The 17,401-nt window shown below is 64.3% G+C and carries 12 protein-coding genes and 1 pseudogene; 3 read left to right on the top strand and 10 right to left on the bottom strand.

Translation table 11 applies throughout. From position 1 onward, the window contains the following. Positions 1 to 181: 181 nt before the first annotated feature. From eccCa to ACVWWN_RS02105, 7 genes are all read right to left on the bottom strand, one after another. Positions 182 to 4,387 (bottom strand): type VII secretion protein EccCa, encoded by a 4,206-nt coding sequence (eccCa, locus tag ACVWWN_RS02135; RefSeq protein ID WP_457142379.1) that lies wholly within the window; start codon positions 4,385 to 4,387, stop codon positions 182 to 184. Beyond that, the gene (gene eccB / locus ACVWWN_RS02130; RefSeq protein WP_457142378.1) at positions 4,384 to 5,928 is read right to left on the bottom strand and encodes a type VII secretion protein EccB; all 1,545 of its coding nucleotides are present in this window, start codon (positions 5,926 to 5,928) and stop codon (positions 4,384 to 4,386) included. Before eccB ends, eccCa begins: the two co-directional genes overlap by 4 nt. A gap of 133 nt (positions 5,929 to 6,061) precedes the next feature. Beyond that, on the bottom strand, positions 6,062 to 7,105 hold the full coding sequence (locus ACVWWN_RS02125; protein WP_457142377.1) for a C40 family peptidase: 1,044 nt from the start codon (positions 7,103 to 7,105) through the stop codon (positions 6,062 to 6,064). Positions 7,106 to 7,168: 63 nt separating this feature from the next. Beyond that, positions 7,169 to 7,654 carry a hypothetical protein gene (locus ACVWWN_RS02120; RefSeq protein ID WP_457142376.1) on the bottom strand — a complete coding sequence of 162 codons (486 nt, stop codon included), beginning with the start codon at positions 7,652 to 7,654 and terminating at the stop codon, positions 7,169 to 7,171. Between the two features lie 856 nt (positions 7,655 to 8,510). Next, a complete protein-coding gene (locus ACVWWN_RS02115) occupies positions 8,511 to 9,158 on the bottom strand; it encodes a hypothetical protein (RefSeq protein ID WP_457142375.1) in 648 nt (215 codons plus the stop codon). 90 nt (positions 9,159 to 9,248) lie between these two features. Beyond that, positions 9,249 to 9,491: a hypothetical protein gene (locus tag ACVWWN_RS02110; RefSeq protein WP_457142374.1), complete on the bottom strand. Its 243-nt coding sequence runs from the start codon at positions 9,489 to 9,491 to the stop codon at positions 9,249 to 9,251. A 587-nt stretch (positions 9,492 to 10,078) separates the two neighbouring features. Then, positions 10,079 to 10,234, bottom strand: a complete 156-nt coding sequence (locus tag ACVWWN_RS02105) for a hypothetical protein (RefSeq protein WP_457142373.1) — start codon at positions 10,232 to 10,234, stop codon at positions 10,079 to 10,081. 87 nt (positions 10,235 to 10,321) lie between these two features. Between ACVWWN_RS02105 and ACVWWN_RS02100 the strand changes: the two genes are divergently transcribed. Next, a protein-coding gene (locus ACVWWN_RS02100) for an IS3 family transposase (protein WP_457142407.1) occupies positions 10,322 to 11,439 on the top strand; the annotation gives its coding sequence in 2 pieces (ribosomal slippage) (positions 10,322 to 10,589 and positions 10,589 to 11,439; 1,119 coding nt in all). Positions 11,440 to 12,242: 803 nt separating this feature from the next. On the opposite strand, the gene ACVWWN_RS02095 is transcribed toward ACVWWN_RS02100, so the two are convergent. Then, complete coding sequence (locus ACVWWN_RS02095; protein ID WP_457142372.1) at positions 12,243 to 13,388, bottom strand: FAD-dependent monooxygenase; 1,146 nt, start codon at positions 13,386 to 13,388, stop codon at positions 12,243 to 12,245. A gap of 86 nt (positions 13,389 to 13,474) precedes the next feature. On the opposite strand from ACVWWN_RS02095, the gene ACVWWN_RS02090 reads away from it, so the two are divergent. Together ACVWWN_RS02090 and ACVWWN_RS02085 are read left to right on the top strand one after the other, a co-directional pair. Then, entirely contained in the window at positions 13,475 to 14,389 is a 915-nt protein-coding gene (locus ACVWWN_RS02090) for a LysR family transcriptional regulator (RefSeq protein ID WP_457142371.1), read from the top strand. Positions 14,390 to 14,733: 344 nt separating this feature from the next. Then, the gene (locus ACVWWN_RS02085) at positions 14,734 to 15,087 is read left to right on the top strand and encodes a hypothetical protein (RefSeq protein WP_457142370.1); all 354 of its coding nucleotides are present in this window, start codon (positions 14,734 to 14,736) and stop codon (positions 15,085 to 15,087) included. Positions 15,088 to 15,166: 79 nt separating this feature from the next. Here the strand turns inward: ACVWWN_RS02085 and ACVWWN_RS02080 are convergent. After that, positions 15,167 to 15,790: pseudogene (locus ACVWWN_RS02080) on the bottom strand (branched-chain amino acid ABC transporter substrate-binding protein); the annotation flags it as partial. A 509-nt stretch (positions 15,791 to 16,299) separates the two neighbouring features. Further along, positions 16,300 to 17,274 (bottom strand): methyltransferase, encoded by a 975-nt coding sequence (locus tag ACVWWN_RS02075; protein ID WP_457142406.1) that lies wholly within the window; start codon positions 17,272 to 17,274, stop codon positions 16,300 to 16,302. Positions 17,275 to 17,401: the final 127 nt, after the last annotated feature.

Here is a 17,401-nt window from a genome sequence, read left to right as displayed (position 1 = left end):
TAGCCGCGGCCGCGGACGCGTTGCCGCTGGTGAAAGCGGATGTCAGCGCGGTCAAGGCGCCGGCTGTGCCGCCCATTTCCAACGGATCAGCAGTGACGAACATTGACGTGACCTCCCGGGTCGCCTGGATAATCCGATAAGAGTGTAGTGGCCTTAAAGGGGTAGTGCGGTGCGCGCCAAATCATTTCGCGGAATTCGCCGGCAAAACGAGCCCAACTTGAACGTATCGTCCCGATTCACCGGTACTCATCAGGAATCCGCGCCCCGGAACCATCGGGTGGCCCTTCCATCGGCCCCGCACGAAGCCCTCTTCGCCATCGGAATCCATGACCAGAAGGGGCGCATTGGCCTGCTTCATCGCCGACAGCAGCGGATCGGCTCGATCGGCACCACTCCAGCCGCCGAAGCGCCGCGCATACACGATGCGCAGGCCGACGTCGGCGGCGGCATTGGCACTGGGCACCAGATCCCGAAGCGGCGCGTCATACCCCGGTGGCAACCGGTCGGCGTCGTCCACGATCAAGAAGATCTCCGGCCCCGACCAGCGGCGCGACAGGCTCGCATCAACGTCAAGTCCCGTCTCCGGTAGCCGCGCGGTGAGAATTTGGTTGAGTTCAACCGCCCACGGCCCCACTTCGTCGTTGCGGTAGGTGAACCGTTCGAGGTAGTCCTTGCCCAGGAGGCGCAGCAGCTCGCGGCGCGGGTTGACCAGCCACACCTGCGCACGCGGGCGCGTGTCGCGCGGATCGGGCGTGGCCGCGGTGGCTCCTGGTGCATAGACCCGCTTGATTTCGTGCATGACCGCCGCCAGCGTGTTGGTGCGCCCGCAATCCTCGCGGCCGGTGACCACCAGGAACGGCGAATCCTGGCCCAACCCGACCAACTGGTCGCGTTCGTCCAAGGCCCAGGCCATGCCTGGGTGCCGCTCGCGCCGCGCGCGGGCCTGCAGGTCGGCAAGCGAGATTTCGGCAGGAAGCCGACGGACCCGAGGCGCCGCGCGGTAGTTGGCCGCCACCCCGCGCACCTCCTCGACCACGCTGTCGGACTTGAACACCGACTCGGGCGTGCCGTGCAGCGCGGGACGAGCGATTTGAGTGTGCAGACCCTCCTCCTCGGCGCCCAGGCGGACGTAGTTCTGCGCCACCATGCCGCGGCCCGGCTTGCCCGAGGGCACGGCGTCGGTGAGCTTGCCTCGCAGCAGCTTGGCGTCTTCGGGGCCCTGCAGCTTCAGTTCGACACGCTGGGGCCACGAACCGCGCATCCGCGGAGGGAGGTCGATATCGCGTTGCACCGCAAGGATCACGTGGATACCGAAGCTGCTTCCCTCCCCCACCAGCTTCTGGATCTGGGCGGAGAGCAGATCCTTGTTCCGGATCGTCGAGGCCTCTGCGGTCAGCGCGGCGAAGTTGTCGACCACCAGATACACATCACCGAACGGGTCATCGGGGACTGCGCCGGGGGCACCGCGGAACTTGCGGTCGCGCACATCCTGCATCGAGCTGATCTTGCACTCCGGAAAGCTGCGCTGCCGGCGTTCCAGGAGCTCCAGCATCTCCGAAATGGTGCGGCGGATGCCGTCCTCGTCCAGTGCACCGGAGACACCGCCGACATGCGGAAGCCCGGCGATCGTCTCCAGTGCCGTCGAGGACAGCGCCAAGCAGTAGAACTGCACCTGTTCCGGCGTGTGGGTCATCGCCGCCGCGCAGATCAGCGTTTGCAGTGCGGTGGTCTTGCCCGCCTGCCGAACCCCGACCACCAGCTGGTTGGCGCCGTCGCCGATGGTGTTGACCAGCAATGGATGCTGATCCTGCTTGAAGGGCCGGTCCACGATGCCGATGGGGAACACCAGATCGGGTGTGGCAGCGTAGTTTTCATCCCACCTGCGCCCCAAATGCATGTTCACGACGTCGTCGATGGTGCGCGGTACGTCCAAAGGAGGCTGCCACAATACCTGCGGCTGGAAGTCGCGCATGCGCAGCTGGTCGAGGATGACCGCGCCGACCTTCGGCTTGCGCAGCGCGTCGTCCTCGTCGTCCTGCTCCTCGACCGATTCGGCCGGCGTCGCGACCTCCACGGGTGCCGCATTCGTCAAGTGTTCAGGAAGGGGCACCCACGACGTGGTGAACAGTTGCGGCTCGAGGTACCTATCCGATGCTGAGGTGGCCTCGACGACGTCGTCACTGTCGACGCCGGGGCGGCGGTAATCCCGCCACAGCGATTCGGCCCTGAACCGGGTCAGTTCATCGGCCGAGCCGGTGCGCATATAGCCGACACCGACTTCACGGGGCAGGTTCACTGCTTGCGGAACGCCCGCCGCAGATGCGCTGGCGGACGTGTTCTGCCGCAGCACCAGACGGTAACCGACATTCTCCAGCAGCTTCTCCGCGCGGGCGTCGATGTCCTGACTGGCCAGCAGCATGTGCACCCACAGTGACCGGCCTTGGCGTCCGATCTGGTCCAGGACGTCGGGTAGATCCGGCTTGATCCGGAACGCTTCCTTGAATTCGTCGAGCACCACCAGCAGACGCGGCAGCGGCGTCAATTCCTCACCGCGCAGCGCGCGTTCGGACCGAATCTGGTTGTACTCGTGGGCATCGTCGGCGCCCACGGCATTGCAGACCTGCTTGCGGCGCTGAATCTCGCCCCACATGGCGGTGATGAAGCGATCCATCAAAACCTGGTCGTCTTCCAGGTCGGTGATGATGTGGGGCACGTGCGGAGTGCCCTCGAACGGCTTGACCCCAGCGCCGCCCTTGCAGTCGGCGAGAATCATCTGCAGACTCTCCGGCGGATGACCCAGCATCGCCGCCAAGATCAACGTGCGGATCGCGGTCGTCTTTCCTGAGCCAGTCGTTCCCGACATCACGCCGTGCGGCCCATCGCCGCCCTGGTTCATGTCCTTCATGTCCACGAACAGCAGCTCGCCGTTGTCGGCGCGCGCGGCGAACGGCACCTGCAGGTTCTCTACGGAATTGATGTCGCTGCGCGACGCCCACAGAGCGTCGAAGTCGATGTCCGCGGGGTCGCTCACACCGAAGTAGGACAAGATGTCGCGGGTCCGCTGGAAGTCAGCGACATCCTCCCCGATGTCCTCATACGGTTCAGCGATCCGGCAGCGCGCGATCTGCTGGGCCAGCTGCTCGGCCTCGAAGCGTTCCAGCTGATCGGCCACCGCGAAGAACTGAAAGCCCTCCTCCGAATCCGGCGCCCATGTGCCATCGCGGGGCACGGCCTCGATGACGCCCTCCCCGGCAAGGCGCAGCGTCCGCACGCCGCGGTCGTCTTGGCAGGCCGGCACGCTGCCCTGGACGTCGAAGAACGTCCAGCCCTGCACGCCGGTCGAGGTCATCACCGAATACCAGCCCCCGGGCGCGATATCGCTGACCACCACGGTGTGCGGCATGGGGACCACCGCGTCGCGGCTGGCGGCATGGCGCGGGACGAAGGCGCCTGCGCGGCGGACCGCTTCGGTGAACTGGCTGTTGGCGAACTCTGCCACCGAGCTATAGACCATCCGGGCCGGGCCCGCGCCGTCCTCCTGGCGTGGACTGCCGTTGTGCGGAAGCCATTTCACCCAATCCCATTCCGCGACGTCGTCGGTGACGACAACGAGCTGCAGGTGGTCGGGCCCATGTGAGAACACCAGCTGCGCGATGATCGACCGCATCAGCGCCAGCGCCTCATCGCGGTCACCGATGATCCGGTAACCCGGCTCCACCAGCAGGGAGATGAGCGCCGGGGTCCCGTAGGCCACACTCTGGTACCGCACGAACTCCTGGAGCGCCTTACCGGTGGCCGGCTCCAGCTCAATCTCGGTCGGCATATCGTCGGGCTCACTGAACGTGATCGCCCCGCCTTCCACCAGGGAGGTCATGCCCACCCCGACCCGCGCGACACCGAACCAGGTGTCCTTGCCGTTGGGATTGCGCTCCCACATCCGTGGCCCGCCGACGCCGGCGAGCAGGGTGTCCACCGGCGGGTGATACCACCGGTAGTTGCCGTCGAGCTGGTCGGCGGCACCGGAGACACGGTCGCGCTGCTCGTCGAGGACCAGCAGGAACTGGGCACGTTGCGCGTCCAGCTTGCCGCGGGTGAGCTGCCGGTTTCCGCCGCTGAACCGACCGCCGAACAGCATCGCACCGACGCCCAGAATGCTGACGACCGGGAAGATCGCGCCGACACCGTTGAAGGTGCGCGCCCCGGCTGCGAACGAGATCGCCACCATGCCGACCACCAGGCCGATGACGAGGATGCCGACGATGATCAGCCACGGTGACTTACCCTCCGGCGGAGGCACTTTCAGCGGAGTGAGGAGCTTGATCGGCTGCGGCTTGAGGTCTGCTCCCGGCGGCGGGGAGGGCTTGGGCCGGACGAATCCTTGCTTCACTTCGGTTGCTCGAATTCTCCAGGGCTCCGGTCCATCGGCAGGGTGTTGTGGCGGACCAAGGCGTCGACCTTGGACAGCGTGGGCCCGCCCGCGAACAGTCGCAGCACGGCCCAAGGTGCGGGGCTTGGCGGCGTGCCCAGACCCAGGGCGTTGAGCGTCTCTTTGTCTCTGTTGATCCCGAACCGGATCCCCGACTCCGACAACCACCACACGGATTCCGTCGTCGACGCGGTGGGACCGTTGCCCGTGCTGACCACGAAGTTCGCGTAATCGGGGCCAAAATACACTTGGTCGGCCTGGCCGCCAGCCGTGTCCGACTGCACCAGTTTGACGATCTCGCTGCTGCGCTCGGCCGGCACGGGGATGCTCGCGCCGGACACCACCGAGGTGACTGCCCGGTTTTCCCCCGCCCCCCTTTGCCACCACCAGCAGGTAGCCGGGTTAGCCTGCGTGTCCACGACTTTCAGCGGCTCATCCGGATAGATCGACGTGTCGATCCTGTTGACCGAGGGAAGAGCTGACAGTTTCGACCCGGCGATCACCGGGATGGTTCCCGACACGTTGCCGCCGGCGTTCTGCAGAATTTGCGCCACGATCGGCGAGATGGTCTGCATCCCCGACAACAACACCACCGAGTACGTGGTGTTGCCCTCGACCTGCGGTGTGGACACCACCGTGCCGACCGGCCCAGGTGCACCCGGGAAAGGGGCGGGGTTACCCAGGCCGGGGATGTTCGGCACCGTCAGCGGCGCGGCCACCGGAATGGCGTTGAGCAGGGCCTGGCTCATCGGCCGTGCCGAGGCGAGGTCCTCGGCGGTCACCCCCAACGCCAGCAGCACCGGACGCTGGCTGGCATCCACCAGCGACCGGCGGCCATCGCGGATGAGCCACACGTCCGCACCGAAACGCAGCAGCACCCCGTCGGACTTGTCCAGCACCCGACGCCGATCCGACAGGTCGGGCTGGCCGTCGAGCACGGTGACGGTCACCGGCTCCGGCGCCCCGGCGCCGAACGCCTTCGTCACCGCGTCGCACACCAGCCAGGACGACCCCACCGGTGCAGTCGCGTTCATCGCGTTCGGCGCCCCCGGAATGCCGACCATGACACCGCGCGGGCGCGAATCAATTTCACTGCGGCGCACGCGAACCGGGTTGTCGGCTTGACCGGCGATCAAGCGTGCTGACGACAGGTTCAAAGCCGGGTAGAGAACGTCGTTGACGTTGACGTAGAGCGCTCCGCTGTCCTGATCGGCAATGATCTTCGAGCCGCCCACCGATCCGGCCGGGCGGATGAACGACCAGAACAGTGCGCCCAGGCAGATGACCACGACAATGGAGAGCCCGGCCAGCACCGCCATCCACTCGCGCCGGCCCGGTTCGGCCTCCATCCGCACCTGCCGGCGGGTAAGCCCCAGGGCAGCGCGCCGAGCCATGAACTGATGGGCCGTGACCTGGACGCGCGTGGCGTAACCAAGTCCTCGCCCCAGCCGTCGGCGTGCGACCTCGTTGTCCTCGACGGCGCTGCCTCGTTCGCCTGCCACCTATACCGCCCCCGGATTCCCGCCATGTACGGCAGTTCGGTCAACTTCGGTCACCGACTCAACTTAAACCGGCCTACCCTCGCACTGCGACGCCCGAAGGCACGCAGTTTTCGCTCACCGGAAGGCTCCGGGATTAGGCGACCCTGCGGATCTCAAGGTGGCCCTTCGGCAGGCTAGATGTATGCACTCGAGATCCACGGTTGGGGGCCTCGATGACCATGTCGGGAGACACCGCCATCACCACATGCTCAGGCCGGCCCTTCTGCCAGTTGCACAGAATGATGTCGCCGGCTCGGATGTTCTCCCGGCTGACCGGCGTACCAGAATGGACGAGGTCGTAGGTGGTGCGCGGAAGGTCTACCCCGGCCTGGCGGTACGCCCATTGAACCAACCCGGAGCAGTCAAACGCGTTGGGCCCCTCCGCACCCCACACATACGGTGCTCCCTGCTTTGACTTGGCGGCGGCCACGGCGAGGTTAGCGCGGTTACTGCCGTTGCCGTCCTGGCCGAACAGGCCAGCAGTGAGCTGCTCGGTGGCGTTGTGTGAGTTTTGGCCGCCGAGCATGCCGGGCAGCCGGGAGAACATCCCCATGCCGGGGAACCCACCGCCACCGCCGCCCATTGACGGCATCCCGCCACCGCCGCCCCCCATGCCCGAGCCGCCCATACCTCGGAACATGCCTGCCGGCGACGACTGGGCGGCCGAGCGGTAGGCCATCGCGACCTGCCGTAATCGGGTGGCCAGCAGCTTATTTTGGGCCTTGGTGGAGTCGAGCTGGCGCTGCATCGCGGCCAGTCGGTCGTCCATGCTGGTCACCAGTGTCTTCACCCCCGACGGTGTGCCCGTTGCCGGGGCGATCGCCGCGGCGGTGCTGGCCGCGCTCTGGCGCACACCGGTGGCACCGATGCGCCCGTTCTGGCCTTCGGTGCTGCCGGCGGCCGAGGTGCCGTTGGTTTGGGCGTCGAGTCCGGTGACCTTTCCCCAGGACTGCTTGTACCCGTCGCCGGCGCTGCTCGCGCCAGCGCCCAGCGCTGAGTCCGCTGGTGCGGCCGGAACACCCGGGCCTTGAGTCAGCACCGACCCCGGGCCGGGTCGTGCGGCGGGAAAAACACCCTGAGCAGCGGCCAACACTCGGTCCACCTGCGCGATATACGCGCCCACCCCGGAGCCGCCCACCCGCTCAAACTAGACCGCACCCACCACCCACAACCACGCCCCAAACAAGAGACTTTGCGGGCCTCAGGCGTGTCGAGTAGCGGTCATTTCAGCGCCATGCGCCTGGATCTTCTGTGCCGCCGCCAGCAGGCGCTGCCGGGTCTGGCCGATGTGGTCCTGCATGGCCGCCAGGCGGTCATCCATCTGCGACACCAGAAGGACCATGTTGTGAGGCTCGCCGCCTTCGGCGATCACCGCCCGCGCACCAGTCGTCGCGGTGTGGCGGATGGCCCGGGCGGAATCATTCGCCTGTTGAGCATGCGTAACCGCATCCCTCACTTCGCTATGCAGCGCGTCACTCAACGCCGTGGCGCGTGCATCATCGCTGCGATATCTCGCGGCGGCCTCCTCGGCGGCCGCGGCCAGGCCGCTGCGCCCGTCCGGAATATCCGCTCCCGTTGGTGCTGGGTCTCGCCTCAGCTCGAGGCCCTGATGCTCGGCTGGAAATAGAGACACGGCGGCAGCCAAGATGCGGTCCACTTCCGCTACGTAGCCGTGCGCGAGCTCCATACCCGCTAGGATAAGCCGCGAGCCATGCCTCGGCAGCGCGCGCCGCCGAGGCGACCGCTAACGAGGTTAACCACACGAACGATAGTGCTCTGAGCTGCGGAGACGCTAGCGATGCGGAGCGGCCCAAGCCAGTCGATTCCTCTTTTCGTACGGCCAGCGCGGGGACGATTACTTACTGCTCTCCTTTTTGAATGCAGGCAGCCGGAAGTGGGTGTCCTCCATGCCGAGATTCTTGGATTTCAGGTACACGCGGTAGTTGAAGTGGTCGATGGCGTTCGCCATTCTAATTAGAAGTGCAGCCTGAGCGCCCGCCTTCAAGGTGTAGAACTCAATCATCTTGTCGTTTTTTTCAAGAATTTCACGCCGCTGTTCCGGCGCTATAATCTGTGTAGGTAATGCTAATCGTGGGCTGCTTCCCGAGAGCTCGCGGTTCGAATGGGACGACGATCGGATCTCCCGGCGCTACGGCCCCAACGTGATCGTCGTCTACCAGCCGAGCAGCGTTGAGGACCTCGCGTTGGTCTGGAACCTGCGAGCGCGGTTTGCGCATCCGAACGGGCTCCCGCTGGCCATCCCGATGACCGACACCATCGGCCAGGACATAGCGACGCTGAAGCACGCGAATGTCGAGCACCACTTCGGCGGCGGGCAAAACGTTGCGCTGACGTCGTTCTCCGTGGCGCCCACAGACCTCGAAGCCGTCGCCAAGCAGCACCGCTTCGACGTCGTCGACCCGTGGACGCTACTGGGGCCAATTGGCGGGTACTGCGTACCATCCACGGAGACAGCGCATTTCACCGCGGGATCGGCGACGATTCCCGACTTCACGGCGATCGACACCGAAGCTTTGGGCTTGTCACTCCTTGGCATTAGTCGCGGCTGGCACGCCAACGCTGAGTTTCGAACGCGTCAGGTCGACGGCAGAGACCGCGGTGCGATCGCGAATGAGCGCAATTAGTCCTGCCGCACCGATTTCAGTGTCGACGCCTTGGACGTTCACGACGTCCTGGTAGGTCAGATCGCGCCGCAACTCGTTCCACGAGTTCATTGGGTCCGGGTTGACCGGCAAATCGCCTAACTGGGCTAGGTAGGCGAGGTACCACTCGTTGTCGGTCGGCACACCGCGACATGTCTGCACAGTCGGCCGGGGGGTGTCGAGATCGACCAGGATGCGCAGCAGCAGTTGCCTGTAGTCACCGCCTTGGATGTCGCGAAACTTGGCCCGCTCCTCTTCGTCGAGCAGGTCCGTCTTGGCGATGCCGTCGATGTTGCTCTGCAGCAGGATTCGGTGCCATCGGCTGTCGACGGGCGTATGAGATGTGACCGGTATCAGCGGCATCGCGCCGCCGCCCCAGGAGTTGCATAAACCGATGACGGCGTGTGCGGCCAATTCCAGATCGGTGCGATCGACTGGAACCGCGCAACCGGCCGGCCGGAGTTGACGATGGATCACGGTGTCACCGTTGAGCGGCTCACCGGTCAACAATGGCCACAAATCAGACATAGTGAACCACCCTATTCACACGCCCCGACGCGTCACGACATGTAGACGGTGCGACAGGATCGAGTTGGCCCACGACGCACTGCCGGTCCGTCAGCCGGCCGTATCAGCAGCGGCGCCGCCAGGCGGTATCACCTGATAGCTGAAACGCCACTCGACCCCAGTGCCATGCTCACCGCCGACCGGCCGTGATCCGTGGAGATGCAAAATGGCGACCATGTCACTTTCGCTGACTTGAGCTTGAGCCTTCCGCTCCGCCAGCGCCCTCACTTGGGCCGAGCTCATCCTTTCGGGCACCACGATGGTGTCGTGCCGCACATTCGAGGCATCGGCCATAGGGCCAGGCTGCGGTAAGTGATAGCTTCCGTGTCCCGACGACACGCGCCCCCTCACAACCGTGACCGACACGTGCTCGACCTGCAACGCAACCACCGCCACTCGCCATTGACCATGCCGATTGGAACAAGGCAACCGCCGGGACCAGTTGGCGGCGGCGGTCACTTAGCTTGGCCGGCGTGACCAATTCTCCGCCATGGATGAGATGCGCTATGCGACAACACTAACGCGTCTCTTTCATCATCAACGTCATCATCGGTCGGTACACGCCTTGGCGACCGAGCGAGGCTTTGAGATATCACGTTGACCCACCCTTTGGTTCACTTCGCACTCTCTGACAACGACACTGAGGGCCGACCGGCGCACAGTTGAAGTCTCGGCCGGTCCCACTAGTCGAGTGTCGAGCCGGAAAATCTCATCCGATGACCAATTGGCCAAACACTGGCCAAGTCAGATGAGAATTGGACATCTAATTCGAGAGCCTACAACGGCCTCAGGTGTAGCTTCTCGCCGGCGGCGACATTCTTGAGGCCGGTTTGTCTCTGTGATCCCAGCGTTTCCATGACTCGGGCGCTAGCGGGCCTCGCTCAAAAGCCGTTGCGCCTCTGCGGATCCGCATCGCTCAGATCCGGCATGTCGCCGCCGACCGGCTGAACATAGAGTCCGAGCCGCATGTTTGTCGGGATCGCGGAAGACCAGCGTTGGGCCGTATCCGGCAGGTAAACGCTCAGGGAAATGGCCAATTGGCCATGGCCTGACCCCGATCGGTTGATCCGGGGCTTATGAGAGTCTTGTGGCCCACGTTGTTGGCAGGAAGGCTCGACAAGATCATGGCGACGAGGAAGCGACACAGTCCTGAGCAGATTGTGCGCAAGTTGATGGCGGCCGATCGGCTGTTGGCCGAGGGCAAGGACATCGCGGCGGTGTGCCGCGAGCTGGGTGTCTCCGAGGCGACGTATCACCGGTGGCGTAACCAGTTCGGCGGCCTGAAGGCCGAGGACGCCAAGAAGCTTAAGGACCTCGAACGTGAGAACGCGACACTCAAGCGCCTTCTAGCTGATGCGGAGTTGGAGAAGGCTGCGCTCAAGGAGATCGCCCGGGGAAACTTCTAGGCCCGGAACGCCGGCGGACGGCCGTTCGTCACCTCCAGCGGGTGCTGGGGGTCAGCGAGCGGTTCGCTTGCCGGGTGACCGGGCAGCATCGTGGCACCCAACGCCATGAACCGCTGTCGAGGACCCCACAGGATCCCGACGCCGCGTTGCGGGCGTGGTTGCGTCAATATGCCAAGGACCATCCGCGGCGGGGGTTTCGGCCCGCATATCACGATGCCCGTGGTGAAGGCTGGCAGGTGAATCACAAAAAGATCCAACGCCTTTGGCGTGAGGAAGGTCTACGGGTGTTGCAGCGCCGAAGACGCAAACGCCACGGCACCTCTACCGCGTCGGACACCGTGGTCGCTGATGCGCCCAACCGGGTGTGGGCGGTGGACTTCCAGATTGATTCCACCACCGACGGGCGGCCGATCAAGATCGTCTCGATCGTCGATGAGCACACCCGTGAGTGTTTGGGCGGAATGGTCGAGCGCAGTATCACCGGTGAGCACCTGATCGATGAACTGGATCGCCTGGCGACTGAGCGTGGCACGTTCCCGGCGGCGCTACGGTGCGACAACGGACCCGAATTGGCCTGCAGTGCAATGGCTGACTGGTCGTCGGGCCAGGTGGGTCTGCACTTCATTCCGCCTGGTGAGCCGTGGCGCAACGGCTACGTCGAGTCGTTCAACTCTCGCATCCGCGACGAGTGCCTCAACATCAATAGCTTCTGGTCACTGGTTCAAGCCCGGGTGGTCATCAGCGACTGGAAACACGACTACAACCACCACCGCCGGCACTCATCGCTGGGCTACCAACCCCCAGCCCGCTACGCTGCCACCTGCACCCACCAATGAACCACTCTCCTTCGCCGTGGACCAGTTCACGGGGTCCGGCCACCCGCGCGAAGAAAATCGAGGCTGCCTTCAGAATCTCGTTGGCCTCCTTGAGATCCCGAACCTCCCGCTCGAGCTCGCGGAGCCGCGCCGCCTCAGCAGACGTGACACCCGGCCGCTCAGCGGCATCGACCTGAGCCTGCAGCACCCACCGTCGCAACGACTCCGCACCGACGCCAACCTTCGGGCCGATCGCCTGGCAGGCGGCATACACCGACCGATACTCACCGAGGTGATCGAGCACCATCCTCACCGCACGCTCACGCTGCTCGACCGGGTAATGCTTGGCCATAACCGCCATCCTTCTCACAGAAGGAAGCGGCATCAAACCCGGAACGGTTCAAGCCAAGAATTGTGCCGCCAGAGAGGGCGATTGCGCCGGCACCGAGTCGTGGAAATCTCTGGGACTTCGAGTTACCGACAAAAGCTGGTGTGTCCTGATCCGCGGCTGCCTTGCCACCGTCTGACCCCGGTGCGCCGAAGTCGCTGCTCTTTCGTTGACCAGAACGCCAAACAGCCCGCCGATCAATGGAAGCCATGAGGGCCTGGAGTCAGAAATGTGGTACGAGCAGGCGCGAGCCGCGCCGCTACACGTTCCGAATATCGAGCGAGTGGTCGATGGTCGACGTCGGATCGTCCTCGACGAGCCCGCACCCCGTACTATGCGAATACGGTCCGAGCCTTTTCGGTGGTGAGGAGTTTTCGCGCGGCCTTACGGAAATTGTTTTGGGACAACATCTCTCGGAGCGACCGCCGACGCGCCGTCAGGAGGCGCTCTGGTCGGCCCGAGTGAGAAGGCGGTAGTGTTCAGCGGCGGTCGCCAAACCTCGCGGGGTGGCTTCGGCTGCGTACATGGCACGGTTGGCCGCGACGACGTCAGCGGTCTCGGAGCGTCGGGTGTCTTCGTAGGTCCGCAGACCGCCCGCACCGCCTCGGGCCAGCTCATCGGCCAGAATCCGGGCGTCGAGGATCGATTGTGAGCCGCCGTTGGAGCCGACGGGATACATGGGGTGGGCCGCATCACCGAGCAGGGTGACTCGGCCCAGGCCCCACCGGGGTTTCGGCGCCTTGTCGACCATCGGGTAACTCAGGATGGTCTCGGTGCGCCCGATGAGGTCTACGACGTCCAGCCATGGCAGGTTCCAGCCGGCCACGCCGTCCAAGGCGTCGCCCCGGCTGGCGGGCTGGTTCCAGTCCACGTCACCGGGCAGCGGACCCGCCAATCCCTTGGGCAGCTTGAGGATCCAGTTGATCAACCCACCGCCGATCGCGTACACGACCAGCTCGACGCCGTCGGAGGCCTTCACGACGGCCATCGTTTGGCCATCGAGAAATGGCTCGCCATGCGTTGCACCGCGCACCAGCGTCATGCCTGACCACAACAGTGGGTCGTCGCCATGATGTAGTTGCCTTCGCAACGTCGAGTGGATTCCGTCGGCCCCGACCAAGAAGGTGCTCACCATATCGCCGGCCGTCGTGTGCGTCACCACGTCGCATCCAGTTTGGGTAAAGCCGGTGACCTCGACTCCTGTGCATACAGCCGCATCGCCCAACCGATCTCGTACCGCATCAAGGAGCAACATCTGGAGTCGTCCGCGGTGGACGGAGTATTGCGGCCAGCGATAGCCGCCCTGGAGTCCGCGTGGTTCGCGAAGGAGCAGCGTGCCGTCGCGGCCATAGTAGTCGATCGCCGCGGGGGCGGCCGCGATCTGGGACAGCGCATCGCCAAGACCCAGCTCGCACAGTTCGCGAACGGCATGCGGTAGGAGGTTGATGCCGAGACCGAGGGGTTGCAGGGAGTCGGCGCGCTCGATCACCATCGCGGCCAGACCGCGCGCGTGCAGTGTCAACGCCGTAGTCAAACCACCGATGCCGGCACCTGCCACCAGAACGTGCGGGGACGTATTCATATCGCTCCTCTTGTCCCTTCAAGGATGCCTCTAGCAGGATCGATACGTCCAATACATCATAGTGATCGGAATTATATGCTTGAGCTATGGAACTGCGACAGCTGCAATATTTCGTGGAGGTCAGCGAGGAAGCGAACTTCACCCGCGCGGCGCAGCGACTCCACGTGGCACAGCCCGTGATCAGCACGCAGATCCAGCGGTTGGAGCGGGAGCTTGGCCAGCCTCTGCTCGATCGGTCCCGGCGCGCGGTGCGACTTACCGCGGCCGGTGTGGCGGCACTTCCGCACGCCAAGGCCGCTCTGGCGGCAGCACTCCATGTCAAGCGAGCCGTCGACGAGACCACACAACTGGTGCGCGGGGCGGTCCGGATCGGAACGGTTCCGTCACATGGCGTCGACGTTCCGACGCTGATCGCACAGTTCCACGACCGCTATCCCGCGGTCGAAATCACCTTGCGCACCGAAGATTCCGACTCCCTCCTCGATGCCCTACGGAGCGCGCAACTGGACTTGGCGCTCGTTGCGGTGGGGCCGGACGAGCGTCCCGAGGGCATCGCCATTACGACGGTTTCCGACGAGGTCGTCGCGGCCGTGGTGGCTGGGAGCCATCCATGGTCGGCAAGATCGACGATTGAAGTCCGTGCGTTGCAGGAGGTGCCGCTGATCACTCTCCCCCGAGGTACCGAGATACGTCGGCAGCTCGAACATGCGTGTCGTCGAGAGGGTTTCACGCCGCAGGTTGCCTTCGAGGTGAGCACCCCGGCGGCGATGGCGGACCTCTGCGCGCTGGGCCTCGGCGTGGCGATCATGCGGGAGTCCCTCGTGGGTGACCGCCTCGACCTTCATGCATTGCCCATCGAGCCCGCCTTGCGGGCACGCCTGGCGGTGGCGTGGCGCAGCGCCGGCCCGATCAGCCCGGCCGCCCGCGTGCTCATCAGCATGGCGGAACAGTTCACTCAGATTTCTGGGTCCAACGGGCCGGTCGCCCCGCAGCCCCTTTGAGCCGTCGCCAACCCGCCGTGTAACTGCGACACTTACTCGGTCGCCCCCGATGCCTACTTTCGTCGTGTTCACTCGTTGGCGAGGTCCCTCAGGGCTTGACCGAGTGCGGCGCGGCTGGTGACACCCCGTTAGGGGAAGTTGCGGTACAGGTGCGCACCGACCGTGCGTGGGGATAAATAGAGCTAGGCGGCGATCTGTTTGTTGCATTCGCCGGCCCCCCTTGCGTGTCAGGGTGAGTTGAGTCCAGTAGTTCATTGCAAATCAGCCTGACGCGGGGCGAGATCGGATCGACTTCATTCATGTCCAGTTCGACGGTGTCGGTGCGCGATGAGCACAATGATCGGATGGATCCGGCCCATCCCCATGCCGAGGGCCCGCGCCGACGGCGGGCGTTCTCAGCGGCGGACAAGCTCGCTTACCTGACCGCCTACGAGCAGGCCTGCCAAGATGGTGAGGGAGGGGCGTACTTGCGGCGGGAAGGCCTGTACTCGTCGCAGATCAGCGAGTGGCGCAAGCAACGCGACGCCGGCGTACTCACCGGTAAACAGCCTGGCGAAAAGGTCGGTCGACTGTCCGCCGAGCAGGCCGAGATCGCGCGCCTGAAGCGGGAGAACGCCCAGGCATCGAAAGGAGGTCTTGAGGCTGCCACCATCGGCATCCGACCATACGGAGATGTCATCTTAATCCGGACAATTTGACCCCAATGTATCCGAAACGTGTTGGCATACTCCAAGTTCGGGATGCCAATTAAAACCGGAACGGACAAGCACCGGCACCTCATTGCACCTTGTACATCCAGATGAGCGTGTCGGTGAGCTCACCGTCGGGATTCCACTGGTAGCTGCGCGCGAAACCCTGACCGCGGTAGCGGTGCAGGTAGTCGAGCAGCGCGGGCCGGGTAACTTGCCCGGCGTCGACACCTTTGATCATGATGGTCGCCAGGTCGTAACTCTCGTCACTGTAGGTGCCCGCCTGCTGGCCGAACGTCTTGCGGTATTGGTCGGCGAACACGCCCGACGCCGGTGCGCACGGGCAGGACAGCAGCGCGTCCTTGGCGGCGGCCCCGGCCTGCTTGACGAACTCGGGATCGTTACTGGCATCACCAGAGGCGAACGTCGCGTCAACGCCGGCGTCGCGCAACTGGTGGACCAAGATCGCGGCCTCGGTGTAATAGCCGCCGTAGAAAATCGCGTCGGGCTGCGCGTTCTTGATCTGAGTGACCGCCGCCGAGAAGTTCTTGTCGCCACGCTTGACTTCCACCATGCAACCCGGCGACGACGGTCGGGCCGAGTCGGCCAGCGACCGCCTTGGCCAACCCCAGCCCGTAATCGGTGCTGTCATCGACGACGCAGATCCTCTGGCGCCCAGCGTGTGCGTCAGGTAACCCACCACCGCCGGACCACTCCGCGACTAACCGGCACCGCGTCACTACCTTGCACGCTGCCACGGCGCTCAAATAGCCCTTCACCGCACCAACGAATACGACAGAACTTGACAGAACTTCATATCGCCGTTATCCATTGAAGGCCATATTTGGCTGGCACGCAATGTATTTCAGCGGTCATTGTCCGTTCCAGCTATAGTTGGCACTTTTCCAGATGATCATCACACGCGACGGTCTATCGCCTGGTACCCGGAATTAAATGGCATACCTCCACGCGTCGGCCTATCCATGGCGGCCGCCCAGCATCAGTACTCGTACCGGCATCCTTGCGAGGATCAATTCGTCACCGTGACGATTCAAGCACGCCCAATGCTGCTGCTCACCAGCACCTTCCATCATAGTTGACGGATAATCGTCATCATCCATGAAATACCGACCTGGAAGCCGTTAACCGGCGACCACGCGTATGACACCCCGTCTCGAGAAGTCTCGCATTCATTGAACGTTCTGGCGCAACGAAGCTAAATCAAACGGCAGTGGCGACGATCACGCTCTGTGGACCTGTCGTATCCCGCACAGCTGATCGCCGAAGACCTGCCGCGGCAAGCATGGTGTCGTACTCATTCAGCGTGCGCTCTCGACCGGTAGATATTGCGAGCATGTGCATGTCGAACAGCGCGGAGACTGGGTTGTGATCGTCGACTATCAGCTCGATGATCGCGATCCTTCCCCCAGGGGCCAACGCTTCCCGACAGCGCCGGAGAATCGTGATGCACTCCGCGTCCTCCCAGTCGTGCAGAATGAATTTCAACAGGTAGAGGTCTCCGCTGGGCACGGACTCGAAGAAGTCACCGCCCACCACCGTGGTCCGGTCGGAACGGCCCGTGCGTTCGATCTCTGCTTTGGCATGCTCAACGATGTTGGGGCGGTCGAACACGATGCCCCGCAGCAGCGGGTCTCTACTTTGTAGCAAGTGCAGAAAAGACCCGTTCGCGCCACCCACGTCGACGGCACACTTGACTCCGGTCGTATCGATGACGTCCGCTGCCGGCCTTGCCCATAGCGTGGTCAGGCTTCGCATGGCGTCTGAAAACTCCTGTGCCTCAGCGGGATGACGTTCATAGTAGCCGAACAGATCTGTGTCAAGCGCGGTTTGGATCCGGGTGGAACCCTGACGGATCGCGGTGACGAATTCGTTCCACGGAAGCCAGTACTCGCGCCCGGTAAAACTCAACGCCATCGGCCGCAGTGTACTCGGGTGGTCGCTGCGCAAGGTCTGCAGCAGTGGCGTGCCGCCATAGTGCCCGTCCGCCCCCGAGGTGAATAGCCCCAGTGTGACGCCGGCTCGCATCAGTCGCAGTGTGGTATCGGGTGCGCTGCCTTCAAGTTGGGCGATGTCCGCGGCCGTGAGGTCGCATACTGCCAGGTGATCTGCGATCGACAAATCGGCGACCGCCCGAATGGTTTGGCTGACCCAGTATCCGAGGATCATCGCCGTCATTTTTTGGAGAGCCGCGTGCGGATCCTCTGACTCTGATTCGATGCTCATGCAAACTCCGGTCGGGATGGGGTGCAGGTGTCGTTCGCTGCGGATAAGCGTGCAGTCAAGGTATTGCCTGCCGTGGTCG

The sequence above is a fragment of the Mycobacterium sp. URHB0021 genome (genome assembly GCF_054057895.1).
This window is presented reverse-complemented; position numbering and strand designations above follow the sequence as displayed.

Excerpts from the sequence above, each read along its gene's own strand:
- ACVWWN_RS02120 (WP_457142376.1), bottom strand. The coding sequence starts at position 7,654 with ATGGAGCTCGCGCACGGCTACGTAGCGGAAGTGGACCGCATCTTGGCT.
- ACVWWN_RS02115 (WP_457142375.1), bottom strand. The coding sequence starts at position 9,158 with ATGTCTGATTTGTGGCCATTGTTGACCGGTGAGCCGCTCAACGGTGAC.
- ACVWWN_RS02110 (WP_457142374.1), bottom strand. The coding sequence starts at position 9,491 with ATGGCCGATGCCTCGAATGTGCGGCACGACACCATCGTGGTGCCCGAA.
- ACVWWN_RS02095 (WP_457142372.1), bottom strand. The coding sequence starts at position 13,388 with ATGAATACGTCCCCGCACGTTCTGGTGGCAGGTGCCGGCATCGGTGGT.
- ACVWWN_RS02090 (WP_457142371.1), top strand. The coding sequence starts at position 13,475 with ATGGAACTGCGACAGCTGCAATATTTCGTGGAGGTCAGCGAGGAAGCG.
- ACVWWN_RS02085 (WP_457142370.1), top strand. The coding sequence starts at position 14,734 with ATGGATCCGGCCCATCCCCATGCCGAGGGCCCGCGCCGACGGCGGGCG.
- ACVWWN_RS02075 (WP_457142406.1), bottom strand. The coding sequence starts at position 17,274 with ATGACGGCGATGATCCTCGGATACTGGGTCAGCCAAACCATTCGGGCG.